The organism is Streptomyces sp. NPDC046203, assembly GCF_040646255.1.
Classification (GTDB): Bacteria; Actinomycetota; Actinomycetes; order Streptomycetales; family Streptomycetaceae; genus Streptomyces.
The window spans coordinates 69,310-85,871 of record NZ_JBEYZX010000016.1 but is presented as its reverse complement, the minus strand read 5'-3'; the positions used below and the strand labels follow the sequence as shown (position 1 = coordinate 85,871).

Here is a 16,562-nt window from a genome sequence, read left to right as displayed (position 1 = left end):
TCGAGCCCCGGGCCGATTTTTCGGCCCGGGGCTCGCTGCTGTGTCCGCACCGCGTTCGTCTTTGTGCGTTCCGTGACCGAACTCCTTCGAAGGATCTTCGAGGCTTCTTCGAAGGATCTTTGAAGGGATTTCGAACGGCCTTTTCCTAAAGGGCCGTTGGAATACGGAGAAGACTGACGATCCGTCTATTTCTGCGGGCGTACGGGAATGTCGAGCACCACCCGGGTACCGCGCTCCGCACCCGGCTGCATGTCGAAACCGCCGCCGAGTTCCCCCTCCACCAGGGTGCGCACGATCTGGAGACCGAGGTTTCCGGCCCGCTGTGGATCGAATCCCTCGGGCAGTCCGCGGCCGTCGTCCTTCACGGTGATCAACAGCCTGGCGTCCAGTCGTGACTCGCCGCGCACGGCGGTGACTTCGACGGTGCCCTGCTCCCCCGGCGCGAAGGCGTGCTCCAGGGCGTTCTGGAGGATCTCGGTGAGCACCATGGCGAGCGGGGTGGCGACCTCGGCATCGAGAATGCCGAAGCGGCCGTTGCGCCGGCAGGCGACCTTGCCCGGGGAGATCTCCGCGACCATCGCGATCACCCGGTCGGCGATCTCGTCGAACTCGACCCGCTCGTCGAGGTTCTGGGACAGCGTCTCGTGCACGATGGCGATCGAACCGACGCGCCGTACCGCCTCGTTGAGCGCCTCGCGCCCCCGCTCGGAGTCCATCCGGCGGGCCTGGAGCCGCAGCAGGGCCGCCACCGTCTGGAGGTTGTTCTTCACCCGGTGGTGGATCTCCCGGATGGTGGCGTCCTTGGTGATCAACTCGCGCTCGCGGCGACGCAGTTCGGTGACGTCCCGGAGCAGGACGAGTGAACCGATGCGGGTGCCCTTGGGCTTGAGCGGGATGGCGCGCAGCTGGATCACCCCGTCGTCGCCCTCGACCTCGAACTCCCTCGGGGCGTATCCGGAGGCCATCTTGACCAGGGCCTCGTCCACGGGGCCGCGGGAGGGGGCCAGCTCGGTGGTGATCTGGCCGAGGTCCTGGCCGACCAGGTCGGCGGCGAGACCGAGCCGGTGGTACGCGGACAGGGCGTTGGGCGAGGCGTACTGGACGACACCGTCGGCGTCGAGACGCATCAGCCCGTCGCCGGCCCGGGGCGAGGAGTCCATGTCGACCTGCTCGCCGGGGAAGGGGAACTCGCCGGCGGCGATCATCTGCGCGAGGTCGGAGGCCGACTGGAGATAGGTCAGCTCCAGCCGGGACGGGGTCCGCACGGTGAGCAGGTTGGTGTTGCGGGCGATGACGCCGAGGACGCGGCCCTCACGGCGTACGGGGATCGACTCGACCCGGACCGGGACCTCCTCGCGCCACTCGGGGTCGCCCTCGCGCACGATCCGGCCCTCGTCGAGCGCCGCGTCGAGCAGCGGGCGGCGGCCGCGCGGGATCAGATGGCCGACCATGTCGTCCTGGTAGGAGGTGGGGCCGGTGTTGGGCCGCATCTGCGCGACGGAGACGTACCGGGTGCCGTCGCGGGTCGGAACCCACAGGACCAGGTCGGCGAAGGAAAGGTCGGAGAGCAGCTGCCACTCCGAGACCAGCAGGTGGAGCCATTCGAGGTCGGACTCGCCAAGAGCGGTGTGCTGGCGTACGAGGTCGTTCATGGAGGGCACGGGTGCGAGAGTACCCGCGGAATGAATAGGCGGTGAACCTGGATCTCCGGGCGTCCGTGGTGGAGTATGGGGGACACGTGGAAACGATCGTTCACCTGCGTGGACAGGCGCGAATGGTCTAGTCCACAATATTTCCGCAAGCCTCCATCCTCCCCGCACAGGAGGGTGGACGAGGCCACCCGGCGCTCTCTGCCCTGACTGCGCCATGGCCTCCTCACGGCCGGGGACCGCACACCCACGGCCGGGCAACTCCGGGCTGCGGTGCCAGATGGGCTGAGGGTCCCGTCAGGCGCCGCGGCCCGCGGGTCTTTCCGGGGCCTCCCCTCGTCTTCGCCTCCGCCTGACGCGACCGCTCCCGCCCCGGTCCGCCCCGGTCCGCCCCGCGCTCTCCAGGCCCCTTCCTCGCCCTCCCCAGGACCCTCTTCCGGCCTCTCCGCCGCGCTGCGCGCCCCCTTTCGCGCCCCCTCGCACTCCGCCCGCGCCTCCGCCATCCGAGTGGCCGCCGGGGCCCGTGCGGCAGACGATGAAAAGCGGGCCCTCGCGGCGCCCCGTACCCCCGCGTCCACGGCTCCCGAACGAGCCCGGAAGAGCGCGGGAAGAGCTGTCCGCGAACCGCACAAACGGCCCCCGCTCTGCTAGATTTGAGGAGATTGGTCTATACCACCTTCGTCCTCACCAGCCCCTGATCAGATCGGCAGGCACAGCGTGGAAGTTGTCATCGTCAAGGACGCCAAGGCCGGCGGCGAGCTGATCGCGGACGGCATCGCCGGTCTCCTGCGCCGCAAGCCCGACGCCCTGCTCGGCGTGGCCACCGGATCGACCCCGCTGCCCATCTACGACGCGCTGACCGCCCTGGTCCGGGACGGCTCCGTGGACGCCTCGCGCGCCCGGATAGCCCAGCTCGACGAGTACGTGGGCCTGCCGGCCGGGCACCCGGAGTCGTACCGCTCGACCGTGCTGCGCCAGGTCGTCGAGCCGCTCGGCCTCACCGAGGACCAGTTCATGGGCCCGGACGGCTCCGCCGAGGACGTCCAGGCCGCCTGCGATGCCTACGACGAGGCGCTGGCCGAGGCGGGCGGGGTCGACCTCCAGATCCTGGGCATCGGCACCGACGGGCACATCGGCTTCAACGAGCCCTGCTCCTCGCTCGCGTCCCGGACCCGGATCAAGACGCTCACCGAGCAGACCCGGATCGACAACGCGCGCTTCTTCGACGACGACATCGAGCAGGTGCCGCACCACGTCATCACCCAGGGCATCGGCACCATCCTGGAGGCCCGCCACCTGGTGCTGCTGGCCACCGGCGAGGGCAAGGCCGAGGCCGTGGCGCAGACCGTCGAGGGCCCGGTCGCCGCGCTCGTCCCGGCCTCCGCGCTCCAGCTGCACCGGCACGCGACGGTCGTCGTGGACGAGGCCGCCGCCTCGAAGCTGAAGCTCGCGGGCTACTTCCGCCACACCTTCGCGAACAAGCCCGCCTGGCAGAGCATCTGACCGCGTCCCACGGCCGTGGGTACGGCATATGCCGAGGCCCGGCACCTGGATCAGGTGCCGGGCCTCGGCATATGCCCAACAAAACGCCCCTCGGAGCGCCTCCGGAAAGCGGCGGCCTCAGCGGCCCGTGATCGCCTCCGCCGCCGCCCGGCCGCAGACGCGGGCGGCGCCGTGCGTGGCGATGTGCAGCGCGCCGCGCGGCTCCGACTCGTTCAGGCCCATCTCCACCACGACGGTGTCCGGACGGGCCGTGAGCAGGGCGTCCAGGGCGGCGGACATCCACGGATGACGGTGCAGGTCCCGGACGACCGCGACCACGCGCCGCTCCCCCGCCGCCGTCAGGACCTCGTCGGCCGTGACATCCGCGCCGTACGAGCCGGTACGGGTGCCCGGCAGCAGCCGGCCCAGTTCGGCGGCGACGCCCCAGGGGGTCTCGTCGCCGACCGCGAAGTTGGCGGTGGGCGTGAGGGCGGCCACGTACGGGGCGTCGGCGAGCGGGGTGAAGGGCGCCCCGCCCGGGGTGACGGTCAGGGCCCGGCGGGCCGCGACGAGTCCCACGTCGGCTCCGGCGCCGACGCCGGCCGCGGTCCCCTCCGACGCCGCCGCGCCCGGTCCCGGCACGCTCCCGGCGGCCCGGTGCGCCCGGGTCCAGGACGCCAGCGCGCGGACGCGCTCGGCGGCGTCGGCCAGCCGCTCCTCGGGCAGTTCACCGGTCCGTACCGCGCTCACCAGCGCGTCGCGCAGCCGCAGGACGGTGCCCTCGTCGGCCAGCCCGCCGCCGACGCAGATGGCGTCGGCGCCCGCGGCGATCGCGAGGACGGATCCGCGCTCGATGCCGTACGTCGCCGCCACCGCCCGCATCTCCATGCCGTCGGTGACGATCAGGCCGTCGAAGCCCATCTCCCGGCGCAGCAGACCGGTGAGGATCCGCGGGCTCAGGGTGGCCGGGCGCTCCGGGTCGAGCGCGGGCAGCAGGATGTGCGCGCTCATGACCGCCTTGGTGCCGGCCTCGATGGCGGCGCGGAACGGGCGCAGTTCCCGGGCACGCAGGGTGGCCGGGTCCACGTCGATCCGGGGCAGCGCGTCGTGCGAGTCGACGCTGGTGTCGCCGTGGCCCGGGAAGTGCTTGACGCAGGCGGCCACGCCGACGGACTGCAGACCGTCGACGTACGCCACGGTGTGCCGGGCGACCAGGTCGGGGTCGGCGCCGAAGGAGCGCACCCCGATGACCGGGTTGTCGGCGTTGGAGTTGACGTCGGCGGACGGCGCCCAGTTGAGGTCGACGCCGCAGAGCGCGAGCCGGCGGCCGAGTTCGCGGGCCACGGCCCGGGTCAGCTCGACGTCGTCGACGTGGCCGAGGGCGTAGTTGCCGGGGAACGAGGAGCCCTCGTTGACCTCCAGGCGGGTGACGTCGCCGCCCTCCTCGTCGATCGCGACGAGGACGTCGTCGCGTTCGGCGCGCAGCCGCGCCGTGAGGGCGGCGAGCTGCTCGGGGCTCGCGACGTTGCGTCCGAAGAGGCCCACGGAGGACAGGCCCTCGCCGATGCGGCGGAGCAGCCAGTCGGGGGCGGTGGTGCCGACGAATCCGGGCTGGAGGACCGTGAGCGCGTCACGGGTCAGGGTGTCCGTACCGCGTGCGAGAGTGGTCATGGGGCGCCGTTATCCCTTCACCGCGCCGGCCGTGAGACCGGCGGCCATCTTGCGCTGGACGATGAGGAAGAGGATCACGATGGGGACGGCCATCATGGTCGAGCCGGCCATCATGGGGGCGTACTCGGTGCCGTTCTTGGTGATGAAGTTGGACAGCCAGACGGTGGCCGTCTGGTTCTGCTGGCTCATCAGCATCAGGGCGTAGAGGTACTCGTTCCACGCCTGGATGAAGCCGTAGACGGAGGTGGCGACCATGCCCGGGGCGAGCAGCGGGAAGACCACCCGCAGGAACGCGCCGGTCGGGGTGCAGCCGTCGACCTGGGCGGCCTCCTCCAGCTCCTTGGGGATGTTGACGATGAATCCGCGCAGCGTCCACACCGTGAAGGGCAGGATGAAGGTCAGGTACGTGATGATCAGGCCGCTGAGCTTGTCGTACTGACCGAGGTCGTTGAGCAGCAGGAAGACCGGGATGATCATCGCGACCAGCGGGACCATCTGGACGGCCAGGATGCCGACGATGACGACCTTGCGGCCTCGGAAGGCGAAGCGCGAGATGGCCAGGGCGGCGAGCAGGCCGATCGCGATGCCGATGACGACCACGACGGCGGACACGACGAGGCTGCGTCCGACCGGGCCCCAGAAGTCCGCGATGTCCAGGGCGCGCCGGAAGTTCTCCAGCGTGAAGGTGGACGGGAAGAAGTGCGGGTCGGGGTCGATCGCGTCCTTGGCCGGCTTGAAGGCCGTGTTGAGCATCCAGTAGACGGGGAAGCCCAGGGTGACGAAGAGGAGCAGGCCGAGGAGGTTCCAGCCGGCCTTCGACTTGCGCGGCTTGCGGGCCTTGGCCGGCCGAGGGGAGACGGCGGGCTCGGCGGCGGGCGCGGACGCCGGTGCGGGTGCGGATGCCTTGGTGACGCTCACTCGACATCTCCGATCTTGAGCATCTGGCGCATGTACACCGCCACGACTCCGAGCAGCAGCAGCACGGTGACGACGGCGATCGCCGAGCCCGTGCCGTAGTCGTTGACGACGAAGGCCTTGTCGAAGGAGTACGTGGTGAGGAGCTGGAACTCGGCCTCGGGGTGGCCGTTGCGCATCACGTAGACCTGCGGGAAGACACCCATGTCCCAGATGACCGACAGCGTCGTCAGCATGACGATGATGGGCTTGAGGATGGGCAGGGTGACGTAGCGGAAGACGCCGATCGCGCCGGCGCCGTCGAGGCGCGCGGCCTCCTCCAGCTCCTTGGGCACCTGGGTGAGGCCGGCGCTCAGGGTGATGACGACGAAGGGCACGGCGCCCCAGACCACCAGGAGCATGATCACGGCGAGGCCCTGGGGGCCGCTGGCGAACCAGTTGTGGCCGATCATGTCGACCCCGGGCAGCCTGCTGAGCAGCCAGTTCAGCACGCCGTAGTCGGCGTCGAAGAGCCACTTGAAGATGGCGGTGGAGACGATGATCGGCATGCCCCAGCTCGCCACGAGCACGATGTTGATCAGGGCCTTGACCCAGCCCGAGACGCGCTGGAGGAGCAGGGCGATCAGCATGCCGAGCACCATGGTGAAGATCACGGCGCCGGCCGCGAAGATCACGGTGCGCAGCACGACGGTCCAGAACTCGCTGTCGCCGAGGATCGCGGTGAAGTTGTCGAAGCCGGCCGACTCGGCTTCCTTGAAGCCCCACAGCTGCGGCTGGCCGAAGCGCTGGAACGAGAGGGTGACCAGGCGCACCAGCGGGTAGCCGAGCACCAGGATCAGCACGATCAGACAGGGCGCGAGGAGCAGCCAGGGGATGCCCGCTCCGCCCTTTCTCTTCCCGCCCCCGGAAGCCGGGCTCGCGGCTTTGGAGCCCGATGGCGGCGATTGCCGCACCGGCGGCACCTTCGCGGTGGTTGTGTCAGCGGCACTCATCCCGTGCTCCTCAGCGATCCCTCTCGTGATACGGGCGGCAGGGTCCCGCCGCGCGGGCCTGCCCAGTGGACAGACCCCGCGCGGCGGGACCCTGCGACATCAGGTCACTTGGTGTTGATGACCTTGTCGATCGCGGCGTCGGCGTCCTTGGCGGCCTGCTCGACCGGCTTCTTGCCGTTGGCGATCTCGATGAGCATCGTCTTGAGGATCTGGGCCTTCTCGACCTGGCCCCAGCCGGGGGCGGTCGGGACGAACCAGCTGGACTCGGCGGCGGTCGCCGGGACGGCGGTGGCCGGGTCGCTCTTCAGCGGGGCGAGGGCCGCCTTGTTGTTCGGCAGGTTGCCCTTGGCGACGAGGCCCTTCTGGCCCTCGGCGTCGGTGAAGGCGGCGATCCACTCGGCGGCGACGTCCTGCGCCTTGGACTTGACCGGGACTGCCAGGTCCGAACCGCCCAGGAAGACCGGGAGGTTCTTGCCGGACGGACCGGGCATGACGAAGTTCTCGAGCTTGTCCTTCAGGTCGCCGACCTTGTCGGTCTTCGGGTCGGCGGCGGTGGCGCCCTCCCAGCCGGCGGCGAAGATCGTCGCGGACTTGCCCTGGCCGAAGACGACGGGACGGTCGGCCTCGTCCTTCGTCTTGTCGCCGTGCATGTACTTGTCGACGATGTTCTTGTACTCCGTCAGGCCCTTGAGGGACTCGGTGGAGGAGAGGTTGGCCTTCCAGGTCTCGCCGTCCTGCTTGGCGATGGAGCCGCCGGCGTCGTAGACGAAGGACATCGCGGCGTACCAGTCCGGCGACGGCTGGTACCAGGCGCTGAACTTGTCGCCCTTCTTCTTCTGGATGGCGTCGAGCGCGGCGGTCAGCTCGGCCCAGGTCTTCGGGGCGGCCTTGACGCCCGCCTCGGCGGCGACGTCCTTGCGCCAGGTGCCCACGCGGCCACCGGCGTAGTAGGGGACGCCGTAGGTCTTGCCGTTGTAGGTGACCGAGTCCTTGAGGGCGTCGAGCCACTTGTCGGAGTTCTCGAACTTCGACGGGTCGACCTCGGCGAAGGCACCCTTGGCCATGTAGCTGATCATCTCGGAGTTGCCCATCTCGACAACATCCGGGGCCTTGTCGGTCGCGAGCACCGCGTCGAGCTTGGTGTTCTTGTCCGGCCAGCCGTAGTACTCGTGCTTGATCTTGATGCCCGGGTGCTTCTTGGCCACCGTGTCGTCGGCGGCCTTGACCAGCTCCGGCCAGTTGTTCTGGGCGTCGACCGTCAGCCAGACGGTCAGCTCCTTGGCGTCGCCGCCGGCCTTCGCACCGCCCTTGTCGTCGCCGCCACCACACGCCGCGATACCGACCATCATGCCCGCGACACCGATCGCCGCGATGAGCTTGCGCTTCACGCCACCCTCCTCAGGGATGCCTGCTCCCCCTAACCCACCGCGCGAAGACGTACGCCGAGTACAGCTGTGGGGCCGGGACCTGGTCTTTAATGGTTTAGACCAGTACTCGGAGCTTGGCCTAGACCTTTAGGGGTGTCAAGGGTGTATAAGAAGGGCAGTCGCGTCCGTTATCGGACCGACACCTGAGGGAGGGCGATGACCCTTGGGCGGTCCGTGCCACCATGTGAGCCGCGACAGACGGAGGAGCCGGTGACGGCAGCAGCACAGGAGTCGGGAAGGCGGGCCATGGCCACGGACGCGGGCAGTACGGAGACGGACAACGGGATCGCCACCCGCACCGCGCGCGTACCCAAGTACTACCGCCTCAAGCGCCACTTGCTCGACATGACGGAGACCCTGCCGCCCGGCACCCCGGTGCCGCCCGAGCGCACCCTGGCCGCCGAGTTCGACACCTCGCGCACCACCGTACGCCAGGCCCTCCAGGAGCTGGTCGTCGAAGGCCGCCTCGAGCGCATTCAGGGCAAAGGCACCTTCGTGGCCAAGCCCAAGGTCTCCCAGGCGCTCCAGCTCACCTCGTACACCGAGGACATGCGCGCCCAGGGCCTCGAACCCACCTCCCAGCTCCTCGACATCGGGTACGTGACGGCCGACGACACCCTCGCCGGGCTGCTCGACATCTCCCCCGGCGGCCGGGTGCTGCGCATCGAGCGGCTGCGGCTCGCGAGCGGCGAGCCGATGGCGATCGAGACGACGCACCTCTCGGCCAAGCGCTTCCCCGCGCTGCGCCGCTCCCTCGTCAAGTACACCTCGCTCTACACGGCTCTGGCCGAGGTGTACGACGTCCATCTGGCCGAGGCCGAGGAGACCATCGAGACCTCGCTGGCCACCCCGCGCGAGGCCGGACTGCTCGGCACCGACGTCGGCCTGCCGATGCTGATGCTCTCCCGCCACTCCGTGGACCGGCGGGGCGAGCCGGTCGAGTGGGTGCGCTCGGTCTACCGGGGCGACCGGTACAAGTTCGTCGCCCGCCTCCAGCGCCCGCTGGACTGACCCGAGCCCTCCCCGACCCCTCCCCTTTCCTCCCGCTTTCCCCCTGTCACGGCGAACGGCCGCGCTCCCCTTGCGGAGCGTGGCCGTTCGCCGTTTTCACGCCACGCTCCGGAAGCGCTTTCGTCATATCCGGTCCACATATTGAGATTTGGCGACGCCAATTGGTCTACTCCAGGCCAATCATGACCAGATATGGCCGGATTCAATCGAAAACGAGTCCCTGGCGAGTCGCATCCGTTATGTGGGAAAGGGTTACGCGGAGGTGAGCCCGTCCCCTAGATTTCCCACCCATTACGAGGTGATCACCAAGGGGACGGACGGCCATGTCACAAGCCACGCAACAAGGAAAACCACCAGTCGTCACACCCTTGAGGGTGGTGATCGGGCTCCTCCTCTTCGCACCCTTCGTGGCGATGCTGTGGGTGGGCTCCTACGCGAAGGTGGACCCCACCTTCATCGGCATCCCGTTCTTCTACTGGTACCAGATGCTGTGGGTGCTCATCTCCACGGCTCTCACCGTGATCGCCTACAAGTTGTGGCAGTTCGACCAGCGTGCGCGCAAGGGGGGTGACGCGAAGTGAAGGACGGCGTGAACGGCGTCGCGCTCGGCGTCTTCATCTTCTTCTTCCTGGCCGTCACGGTCATGGGCTTCCTGGCGGCCAAGTGGCGCCGCCCCGCGAACGAGAACAGCCTCGACGAATGGGGTCTGGGCGGCCGCTCGTTCGGCACCTGGATCACCTGGTTCCTGCTCGGCGGCGACCTCTACACCGCGTACACCTTCGTCGCCGTCCCGGCGGCCATCTACGCGGCGGGCGCGGCCGGCTTCTTCGCCGTGCCGTACACCATCCTGGTCTACCCGCTGATCTTCACCTTCCTGCCCCGTCTGTGGTCGGTGTCCCACAAGCACGGCTACGTCACCACCTCGGACTTCGTCCGCGGACGGTTCGGTTCCCGGGGTCTGTCGCTGGCGGTCGCCGTCACCGGCATCCTGGCGACCATGCCGTACATCGCGCTCCAGCTCGTCGGCATCCAGGCCGTCCTGGACGTGATGGGCGTCGGCGGCGGCGAGAACACCAGCTGGTTCGTCAAGGACCTGCCGCTGCTCATCGCCTTCGGCGTGCTGGCCGCGTACACCTACTCGTCCGGTCTGCGGGCGCCCGCGCTGATCGCGTTCGTCAAGGACACCCTGATCTACATCGTCATCGCGGTGGCGATCATCTACATCCCGATCAAGCTGGGCGGCTTCGACGAGATCTTCGCCAAGTCGAGCGAGGCGTTCGCCGCCACCAACCCCGCCACCGGCAAGCCGCGCGGCACGCTGGCCCCCGGCGAGGCGGGCCAGTGGACGTACGCCACGCTGGCCCTCGGCTCGGCGCTCGCGCTGTTCATGTACCCGCACTCGATCACCGCGACGCTCTCCTCCAAGAGCCGGAACGTGATCCGCCGCAACACCACCATCCTGCCGCTGTACTCGCTGATGCTGGGCCTGCTCGCGCTGCTCGGCTTCATGGCGATCGCCGCCGGGGTGAAGGTGAGCAACGGTCAGCTCGCCATCCCGCAGCTCTTCGAGGACATGTTCCCGGACTGGTTCGCGGGCGTGGCCTTCGCCGCGATCGGCATCGGCGCGCTCGTGCCGGCCGCGATCATGTCGATCGCCGCGGCCAACCTCTTCACCCGCAACATCTACAAGGACTTCATCAAGCCGAACGCGACCGCCGAGCAGGAGACCAAGGTCTCCAAGCTGGTCTCGCTCCTGGTGAAGGTCGGCGCCCTGGTCTTCGTCCTCACCATGGACAAGACCGTCGCCATCAACTTCCAGCTGCTGGGCGGCATCTGGATCCTGCAGACCTTCCCGGCCCTGGTCGGCGGTCTGTTCACCCGCTGGTTCCACCGCTGGGCGCTGCTCGTCGGCTGGGGCGTCGGCATGATCTACGGCACGGCCGCGGCGTACGGGGTGGCGAGCCCCACGCAGAAGCACTTCGGCGGCTCGTCGGCGGAGATCCCGGGCATCGGCGAGATCGGCTACATCGGTCTCACCGCCTTCACGCTGAACGTGATCGTCACCGTCGTCCTCACCCTGGTGCTGCGCGCCGTCGGGACGCCGGACGGGGTCGACGAGACCTCGCCGGAGGACTACACGGCGGACGCCGGCGACAAGGGTGTCGTCACCGAGCTGCCGAAGGTCGGCGCCGGGCACTGACGCCTGGGCCGACCGCGCCGACGACAGCGACAGCGACAGCGACACGGAGCACGTCCGGGGCCGCCGGGCCTTCCCTCGGGAAAGCCCGGCGGCCCCGCCCGTTCTCCCGCGAGTATGAACGGATGAACTCCCGTACGTTTTTGACCACCCGTCCGCTGCTTCTGCCCTTGGCCCTACCCCTGGCCCTGGCCCTCACCGGCTGCGGCAACGTGATCGCCGGCGCTCCCTCCCAGGCCGAACTGGAGGAGCGCGCCCACTACGCCCAGATCTCCCTGGACCATGTGTACGTCACGGAGATCGAGGGCTTCACCCTCGCCCACCAGTCGGTCGGTGGCCTGGGCGACGACGGCTTCCAGGCCGCGTACGTCGCCCAGGACGGCACCCGGGTCACCCTCGGCGCCGACCGCGGCACCTTCACCGACCAGGACTGCGCCGCCTCCCCGAAGTCCGCCCCCTGCACGCCGGAGAAGCCCGGCTGGTACCGCACGTCCGACGGGCAGCACACGTACATCCGCGTCGAGGACGGCGTACGGATCACCCTCGACGCCCCGCTCACCGTCGGCAAGGACCGGCTGCGCGCCGCCGCCGAACGGGCGCACCGGGCCGACGCCCGCGAACTCGACGACGTGCTGCCCGAGAAGCCCGCGGGCGGCGGAGCACCCGTACAGCGCGGCGATCTGCCCGCGGAGGGCGACGGCGCTCCCGACAACAGCGTGGGGGTCGGCGGCTGACCTCGACGGGGTGGGAGCGCGTGGCCGAAATTCTCCCGCGCCGGCCGCCCGCCCCCGACAGACTGGCCCCCATGGATTTCACGATCAGAACAGCGCGCCCCGAGGACTACGAGCGCCTCGGCGAGATCACCGTACGGGCTTAGGCCGTGTCTTCAAACTGCCGTCTGCCGTGCGACGCCTGGCACGCACGCTCGCTGCGTTGTCGGATCACCCAAGTACATCCAGTACGAGGGCGAACCTCCGCCTTGCGATCGCACGCACCAGACGCCGCACGGCCCGGCCTGCGGCCGGACGACGGCACTTTGAAGACACGGCCTACCGCGACGACGGCTTCCTGGCGTTCGGCGAGGCCGACGGCTATACGGACCTGCTGCGCGACGTGGCCGGGCGCGCCGCCGAGGCGGAGGTGCTCGTCGCGGTCGACGCGGCGGAGACGGTCCTCGGCGGGGTGACCTTCACCACCGGGGGCGAGAAGTGGGCGGACACCGCCCGCGCGGACGAGGCCGAATTCCGGATGCTGGCCGTCGACCACGCGGCCCGCGGCCGGGGCGTCGGCGAGGCGCTGGTGCGGGCGTGCGTGGACCGCGCGCGGGCCGTCCCCGGCTGCGCGCGGATCGTCCTGTCCACCCAGCGGACCATGACCGGAGCGCACCGGGTCTACGCCCGGCTCGGCTTCGTCCGGGCCCCCGAGCGGGACTGGCAGCCCGTTCCCGGGGTGGACTTCACCCTGCTCTCCTACGGTCTGGAGCTGCGGGACACGGTCTGAGGCCTGACGCCGGGACACAACATGTGGGGGGTGCCGCAAGCGGCGCCCCCCACATGTATGCTCGTCCTCGCTGTCGTCGCAGGGGAATCCGGTGGAAATCCGGAACTGTCCCGCAACGGTATGGTTCGCGCTCTTTCGCGCGGCCGGAGTCCGAAGACCTGTGGACAGCGCACCCGGTCCGTCCGTTCCGGGTGCCACAGACGTCCGGGCCTCGCGGAGTGGGCCGGTGGACGCGGCGCGCCGCGCGTATCCCGGCCCCCGCTCGTCCCCGTATCCCCCGTGCAGGCCACGAGCCGAGCGAGGGAGAGCCTCCCAGTGACCATCGCGCCCGCCGATCCGGCTTCGGCTGTATCTTCCGAGGAGATCGCGGCCCCGAGCGACGGCCCCGGAACCGCACTGCTGCGGATCCTGACCGACCTCACCGCCGACCTCCCCGACACCGACCCCGGCCGGGTCGCCGCCGCCGCGCTGCGCGGCCGGCACCCCGGCTCGGACACGGCGGAGCTGCGCGAACTCGCCACCGAGGCGGCGGCCGGCCTGATCGCCGAGGACCCCGCGTACTCGCGGCTCGCCGCCCGGCTGCTCACGCTGACGATCGCCGAGGAGGCGGCCGGACAGGGCGCGGTCTCCTTCTCCGAGTCCGTCGCCACCGGTCACCGCGAGGGCCTGATCGCGGAGCGGACCGCGGAATTCGCGGCCCTGCACGCCGACCGGCTGGACAGCGCGATCGACCCGGCCGGCGACGACCGCTTCGGCTACTTCGGGCTGCGCACCCTGTACTCCCGCTACCTGCTGCGCCACCCGATCACCCGCAAGGTGATCGAGACGCCGCAGCACTTCATGCTGCGGGTCGCCGCCGGTCTCGCCGAGGACGACAGCGTGCGCGCGCTGGACGAGGTCACGGCGCTGTACGGGCTGATGAGCCGGCTCGACTACCTGCCGTCCTCCCCCACGCTCTTCAACTCCGGCACCCGCCACCCGCAGATGTCGTCCTGCTACCTCCTCGACTCCCCGAAGGACGAGCTGGACTCCATCTACGACCGCTACCACCAGGTCGCGCGCCTGTCGAAGCACGCGGGCGGCATCGGTCTCGCGTACTCCCGCATCCGCGCCCGCGGCTCGCTGATCCGCGGCACCAACGGCCACTCCAACGGCATCGTCCCGTTCCTGAAGACGCTGGACGCCTCCGTCGCCGCGGTGAACCAGGGCGGCCGGCGCAAGGGCGCCGCCGCGGTCTACCTGGAGACCTGGCACGCGGACATCGAGGAGTTCCTGGAGCTGCGCGACAACACGGGCGAGGACGCCCGGCGCACCCACAACCTCAACCTGGCGCACTGGATCCCCGACGAGTTCATGCGCCGGGTGAACGCGGACGCCGACTGGTCGCTGTTCTCCCCGGCCGACGTGCCCGAGCTGGTCGACCTGTACGGCGCGGAGTTCGACGCCGCGTACGTCGCGGCCGAGGCGAAGGGTCTGGCCCGCAAGACCATGCCGGCCCGCGAGCTGTACGGCCGGATGATGCGCACCCTCGCGCAGACCGGCAACGGCTGGATGACCTTCAAGGACGCCTCCAACCGGACCGCGAACCAGACCGCCGAGCCCGGCTCGGTCGTCCACTCCTCGAACCTCTGCACCGAGATCATCGAGGTCACGGACGACGGCGAGACCGCCGTGTGCAACCTCGGCTCGGTCAACCTGGGCGCCTTCGTCGACACGGCCTCCGGCGAGCTGGACTGGGAGCGTCTCGACGCGACCGTCCGTACCGCCGTCACCTTCCTCGACCGGGTCGTCGACATCAACTTCTACCCGACCGAGCAGGCCGGCCGCTCCAACTCCCGGTGGCGTCCGGTGGGCCTGGGCGCCATGGGTCTCCAGGACGTCTTCTTCCAGCTGAAGCTGCCGTTCGACTCGGCGGAGGCACGGGCGCTGTCCACCCGGATCTCCGAGCGGATCATGCTCGCCGCGTACGAGGCGTCCGCCGACCTCGCCGAGCGCAACGGTCCGCTGCCCGCCTGGGACAAGACCCGCACCGCGCGGGGCGTGCTGCACCACGACCACTACGACGTGGAGCTGACCTGGCCGGAGCGCTGGGCCGCGCTGCGGGCCCGGATCGCCGAGGTCGGCATGCGCAACAGCCTGCTGCTCGCGATCGCGCCGACGGCGACGATCGCCTCGATCGCCGGTGTCTACGAGTGCATCGAGCCGCAGGTCTCCAACCTCTTCAAGCGCGAGACGCTGTCGGGCGAGTTCCTCCAGGTCAACGCGTACCTGGTGGACGAGCTGAAGCGGCTGGGCGTCTGGGACGCCGAGACCCGTGAGGCGCTGCGCGAGTCCTCGGGCTCCGTGCAGGACTTCGCCTGGGTGCCGGCCGAGACGCGGGCGCTGTACCGGACGGCCTGGGAGATCCCGCAGCGCGGTCTGATCGACATGGCGGCGGCCCGCACCCCGTTCCTGGACCAGGCGCAGTCGCTGAACCTGTTCATGGAGACGCCGACCATCGGCAAGCTGTCGTCGATGTACGCATATGCCTGGAAGCAGGGTCTGAAGACCACGTACTACCTGCGCTCGCGCCCGGCCACCCGGATCGCCCGCGCCGCCCGCGCCGCCGCCCCCGTACCGGCGCAGTCCCAGGCGCCCGACGCGGACGCCATCGCCTGCTCCCTTGAGAACCCCGAGTCCTGCGAGGCCTGCCAGTAATGTCCGACAAGAACCAGAAGAACCTGCTCGACCCGGGCTTCGAACTGACCCTGCGTCCGATGCGCTACCCGGACTTCTACGAGCGCTACCGCGACGCCATCAAGAACACCTGGACCGTGGAGGAGGTCGACCTCCACTCCGACGTGGCCGACCTCGCCAAGCTGTCCCCGGGCGAGCAGCACATGATCGGGCGGCTCGTCGCGTTCTTCGCGACCGGCGACTCGATCGTGGCCAACAACCTGGTGCTGACGCTCTACAAGCACATCAACTCCCCCGAGGCGCGGCTCTACCTCTCGCGCCAGCTCTTCGAGGAGGCCGTGCACGTCCAGTTCTATCTGACGCTGCTCGACACCTACCTCCCCGATCCGGCGGAGCGCGCGGCGGCCTTCGCGGCCGTCGAGAACATCCCGTCGATCCGCGACAAGGCGCAGTTCTGCTTCAAGTGGATGGATTCGGTAGAGAAGATCGACCAGCTGGAGACGCGGGCCGACCGCCGCCGTTTCCTGCTCAACCTGATCTGCTTCGCCGCGTGCATCGAGGGCCTGTTCTTCTACGGCGCGTTCGCGTACGTCTACTGGTTCCGCTCGCGCGGTCTGCTGCACGGCCTGGCCACCGGCACCAACTGGGTGTTCCGGGACGAGACCATGCACATGAACTTCGCCTTCGAGGTCGTGGACACCGTCCGCAAGGAGGAGCCGGAGCTCTTCGACGACGCGCTCCAGGAGCAGGTCACCGCGATGCTGAAGGAGGCCGTCGAGGCGGAGCTCCAGTTCGGCCGTGACCTGTGCGGCGAGGGTCTGCCGGGCATGAACACCGAGTCCATGCGCGAGTACCTCCAGTGCGTGGCCGACCAGCGGCTGACGCGACTGGGCTTCGCGCCGGTGTACGGCTCGGAGAACCCGTTCGCGTTCATGGAGCTGCAGGGCGTCCAGGAGCTGACCAACTTCTTCGAGCGCCGACCGTCGGCGTACCAGGTGGCGGTCGAGGGTTCGGTGGACCTGGACGAGGACTTCTAGTCCGC

14 protein-coding genes and 1 riboswitch are annotated in these 16,562 nt (G+C 69.8%); of the genes, 9 read left to right on the top strand and 5 right to left on the bottom strand.

What is annotated here, in order from left to right:
- Nucleotides 1-185: 185 nt before the first annotated feature.
- On the bottom strand, nucleotides 186-1,652 hold the full coding sequence (locus ABZ990_RS15390) for a histidine kinase N-terminal domain-containing protein (RefSeq protein ID WP_361231039.1): 1,467 nt from the start codon (nucleotides 1,650-1,652) through the stop codon (nucleotides 186-188).
- Nucleotides 1,653-2,366: 714 nt separating this feature from the next.
- Here ABZ990_RS15390 and nagB point away from each other — a divergent pair.
- Complete coding sequence (gene nagB, locus ABZ990_RS15385; protein ID WP_361230964.1) at nucleotides 2,367-3,152, top strand: glucosamine-6-phosphate deaminase; 786 nt, start codon at nucleotides 2,367-2,369, stop codon at nucleotides 3,150-3,152.
- 117 nt (nucleotides 3,153-3,269) lie between these two features.
- Here the strand turns inward: nagB and ABZ990_RS15380 are convergent, their stop codons facing one another.
- From ABZ990_RS15380 to ABZ990_RS15365, 4 genes are all read right to left on the bottom strand, one after another.
- Nucleotides 3,270-4,802: a glycoside hydrolase family 3 protein gene (locus tag ABZ990_RS15380; RefSeq protein WP_361230963.1), complete on the bottom strand. Its 1,533-nt coding sequence runs from the start codon at nucleotides 4,800-4,802 to the stop codon at nucleotides 3,270-3,272.
- A gap of 9 nt (nucleotides 4,803-4,811) precedes the next feature.
- Nucleotides 4,812-5,594: a carbohydrate ABC transporter permease gene (locus ABZ990_RS15375; RefSeq protein ID WP_361231037.1), complete on the bottom strand. Its 783-nt coding sequence runs from the start codon at nucleotides 5,592-5,594 to the stop codon at nucleotides 4,812-4,814.
- A 122-nt stretch (nucleotides 5,595-5,716) separates the two neighbouring features.
- The gene (locus ABZ990_RS15370) at nucleotides 5,717-6,709 is read right to left on the bottom strand and encodes a sugar ABC transporter permease (protein ID WP_361230961.1); all 993 of its coding nucleotides are present in this window, start codon (nucleotides 6,707-6,709) and stop codon (nucleotides 5,717-5,719) included.
- Nucleotides 6,710-6,813: 104 nt separating this feature from the next.
- The gene (locus ABZ990_RS15365) at nucleotides 6,814-8,097 is read right to left on the bottom strand and encodes an extracellular solute-binding protein (RefSeq protein WP_361230959.1); all 1,284 of its coding nucleotides are present in this window, start codon (nucleotides 8,095-8,097) and stop codon (nucleotides 6,814-6,816) included.
- Nucleotides 8,098-8,382: 285 nt separating this feature from the next.
- Between ABZ990_RS15365 and ABZ990_RS15360 the strand changes: the two genes are divergently transcribed.
- The 8 genes from ABZ990_RS15360 to ABZ990_RS15325 all read left to right on the top strand — a co-directional run bounded on the left by ABZ990_RS15360 (nucleotide 8,383) and on the right by ABZ990_RS15325 (nucleotide 16,557).
- On the top strand, nucleotides 8,383-9,147 hold the full coding sequence (locus ABZ990_RS15360; protein ID WP_361230957.1) for a GntR family transcriptional regulator: 765 nt from the start codon (nucleotides 8,383-8,385) through the stop codon (nucleotides 9,145-9,147).
- A gap of 323 nt (nucleotides 9,148-9,470) precedes the next feature.
- The gene (locus ABZ990_RS15355; RefSeq protein ID WP_361230955.1) at nucleotides 9,471-9,728 is read left to right on the top strand and encodes a DUF3311 domain-containing protein; all 258 of its coding nucleotides are present in this window, start codon (nucleotides 9,471-9,473) and stop codon (nucleotides 9,726-9,728) included.
- Nucleotides 9,725-11,347, top strand: a complete 1,623-nt coding sequence (gene mctP, locus ABZ990_RS15350; RefSeq protein WP_361230953.1) for a monocarboxylate uptake permease MctP — start codon at nucleotides 9,725-9,727, stop codon at nucleotides 11,345-11,347. Before ABZ990_RS15355 ends, mctP begins: the two co-directional genes overlap by 4 nt.
- A gap of 167 nt (nucleotides 11,348-11,514) precedes the next feature.
- A complete protein-coding gene (locus ABZ990_RS15345) occupies nucleotides 11,515-12,078 on the top strand; it encodes a hypothetical protein (protein ID WP_361230951.1) in 564 nt (187 codons plus the stop codon).
- A 20-nt stretch (nucleotides 12,079-12,098) separates the two neighbouring features.
- Nucleotides 12,099-12,221, top strand: coding sequence for a hypothetical protein (locus tag ABZ990_RS15340; protein WP_361230949.1), 123 nt, complete (start codon nucleotides 12,099-12,101; stop codon nucleotides 12,219-12,221).
- 56 nt (nucleotides 12,222-12,277) lie between these two features.
- Complete coding sequence (locus ABZ990_RS15335; RefSeq protein ID WP_361230947.1) at nucleotides 12,278-12,844, top strand: GNAT family N-acetyltransferase; 567 nt, start codon at nucleotides 12,278-12,280, stop codon at nucleotides 12,842-12,844.
- 48 nt (nucleotides 12,845-12,892) lie between these two features.
- Nucleotides 12,893-13,025: riboswitch (cobalamin riboswitch) on the top strand.
- Nucleotides 13,026-13,159: 134 nt separating this feature from the next.
- A complete protein-coding gene (locus tag ABZ990_RS15330) occupies nucleotides 13,160-15,541 on the top strand; it encodes a ribonucleoside-diphosphate reductase subunit alpha (protein ID WP_361230945.1) in 2,382 nt (793 codons plus the stop codon).
- A complete protein-coding gene (locus ABZ990_RS15325; protein ID WP_361230943.1) occupies nucleotides 15,541-16,557 on the top strand; it encodes a ribonucleotide-diphosphate reductase subunit beta in 1,017 nt (338 codons plus the stop codon). Before ABZ990_RS15330 ends, ABZ990_RS15325 begins: the two co-directional genes overlap by 1 nt.
- The last annotated feature ends 5 nt before the right edge of the window (nucleotides 16,558-16,562 follow it).

Coding starts and splice junctions, on each gene's coding strand:
- ABZ990_RS15380 (WP_361230963.1), bottom strand. CDS start 4,802: ATGACCACTCTCGCACGCGGTACGGACACCCTGACCCGTGACGCGCTC.
- ABZ990_RS15325 (WP_361230943.1), top strand. CDS start 15,541: ATGTCCGACAAGAACCAGAAGAACCTGCTCGACCCGGGCTTCGAACTG.
- ABZ990_RS15390 (WP_361231039.1), bottom strand. CDS start 1,652: ATGAACGACCTCGTACGCCAGCACACCGCTCTTGGCGAGTCCGACCTC.
- ABZ990_RS15360 (WP_361230957.1), top strand. CDS start 8,383: ATGGCCACGGACGCGGGCAGTACGGAGACGGACAACGGGATCGCCACC.
- ABZ990_RS15355 (WP_361230955.1), top strand. CDS start 9,471: ATGTCACAAGCCACGCAACAAGGAAAACCACCAGTCGTCACACCCTTG.
- ABZ990_RS15370 (WP_361230961.1), bottom strand. CDS start 6,709: ATGAGTGCCGCTGACACAACCACCGCGAAGGTGCCGCCGGTGCGGCAA.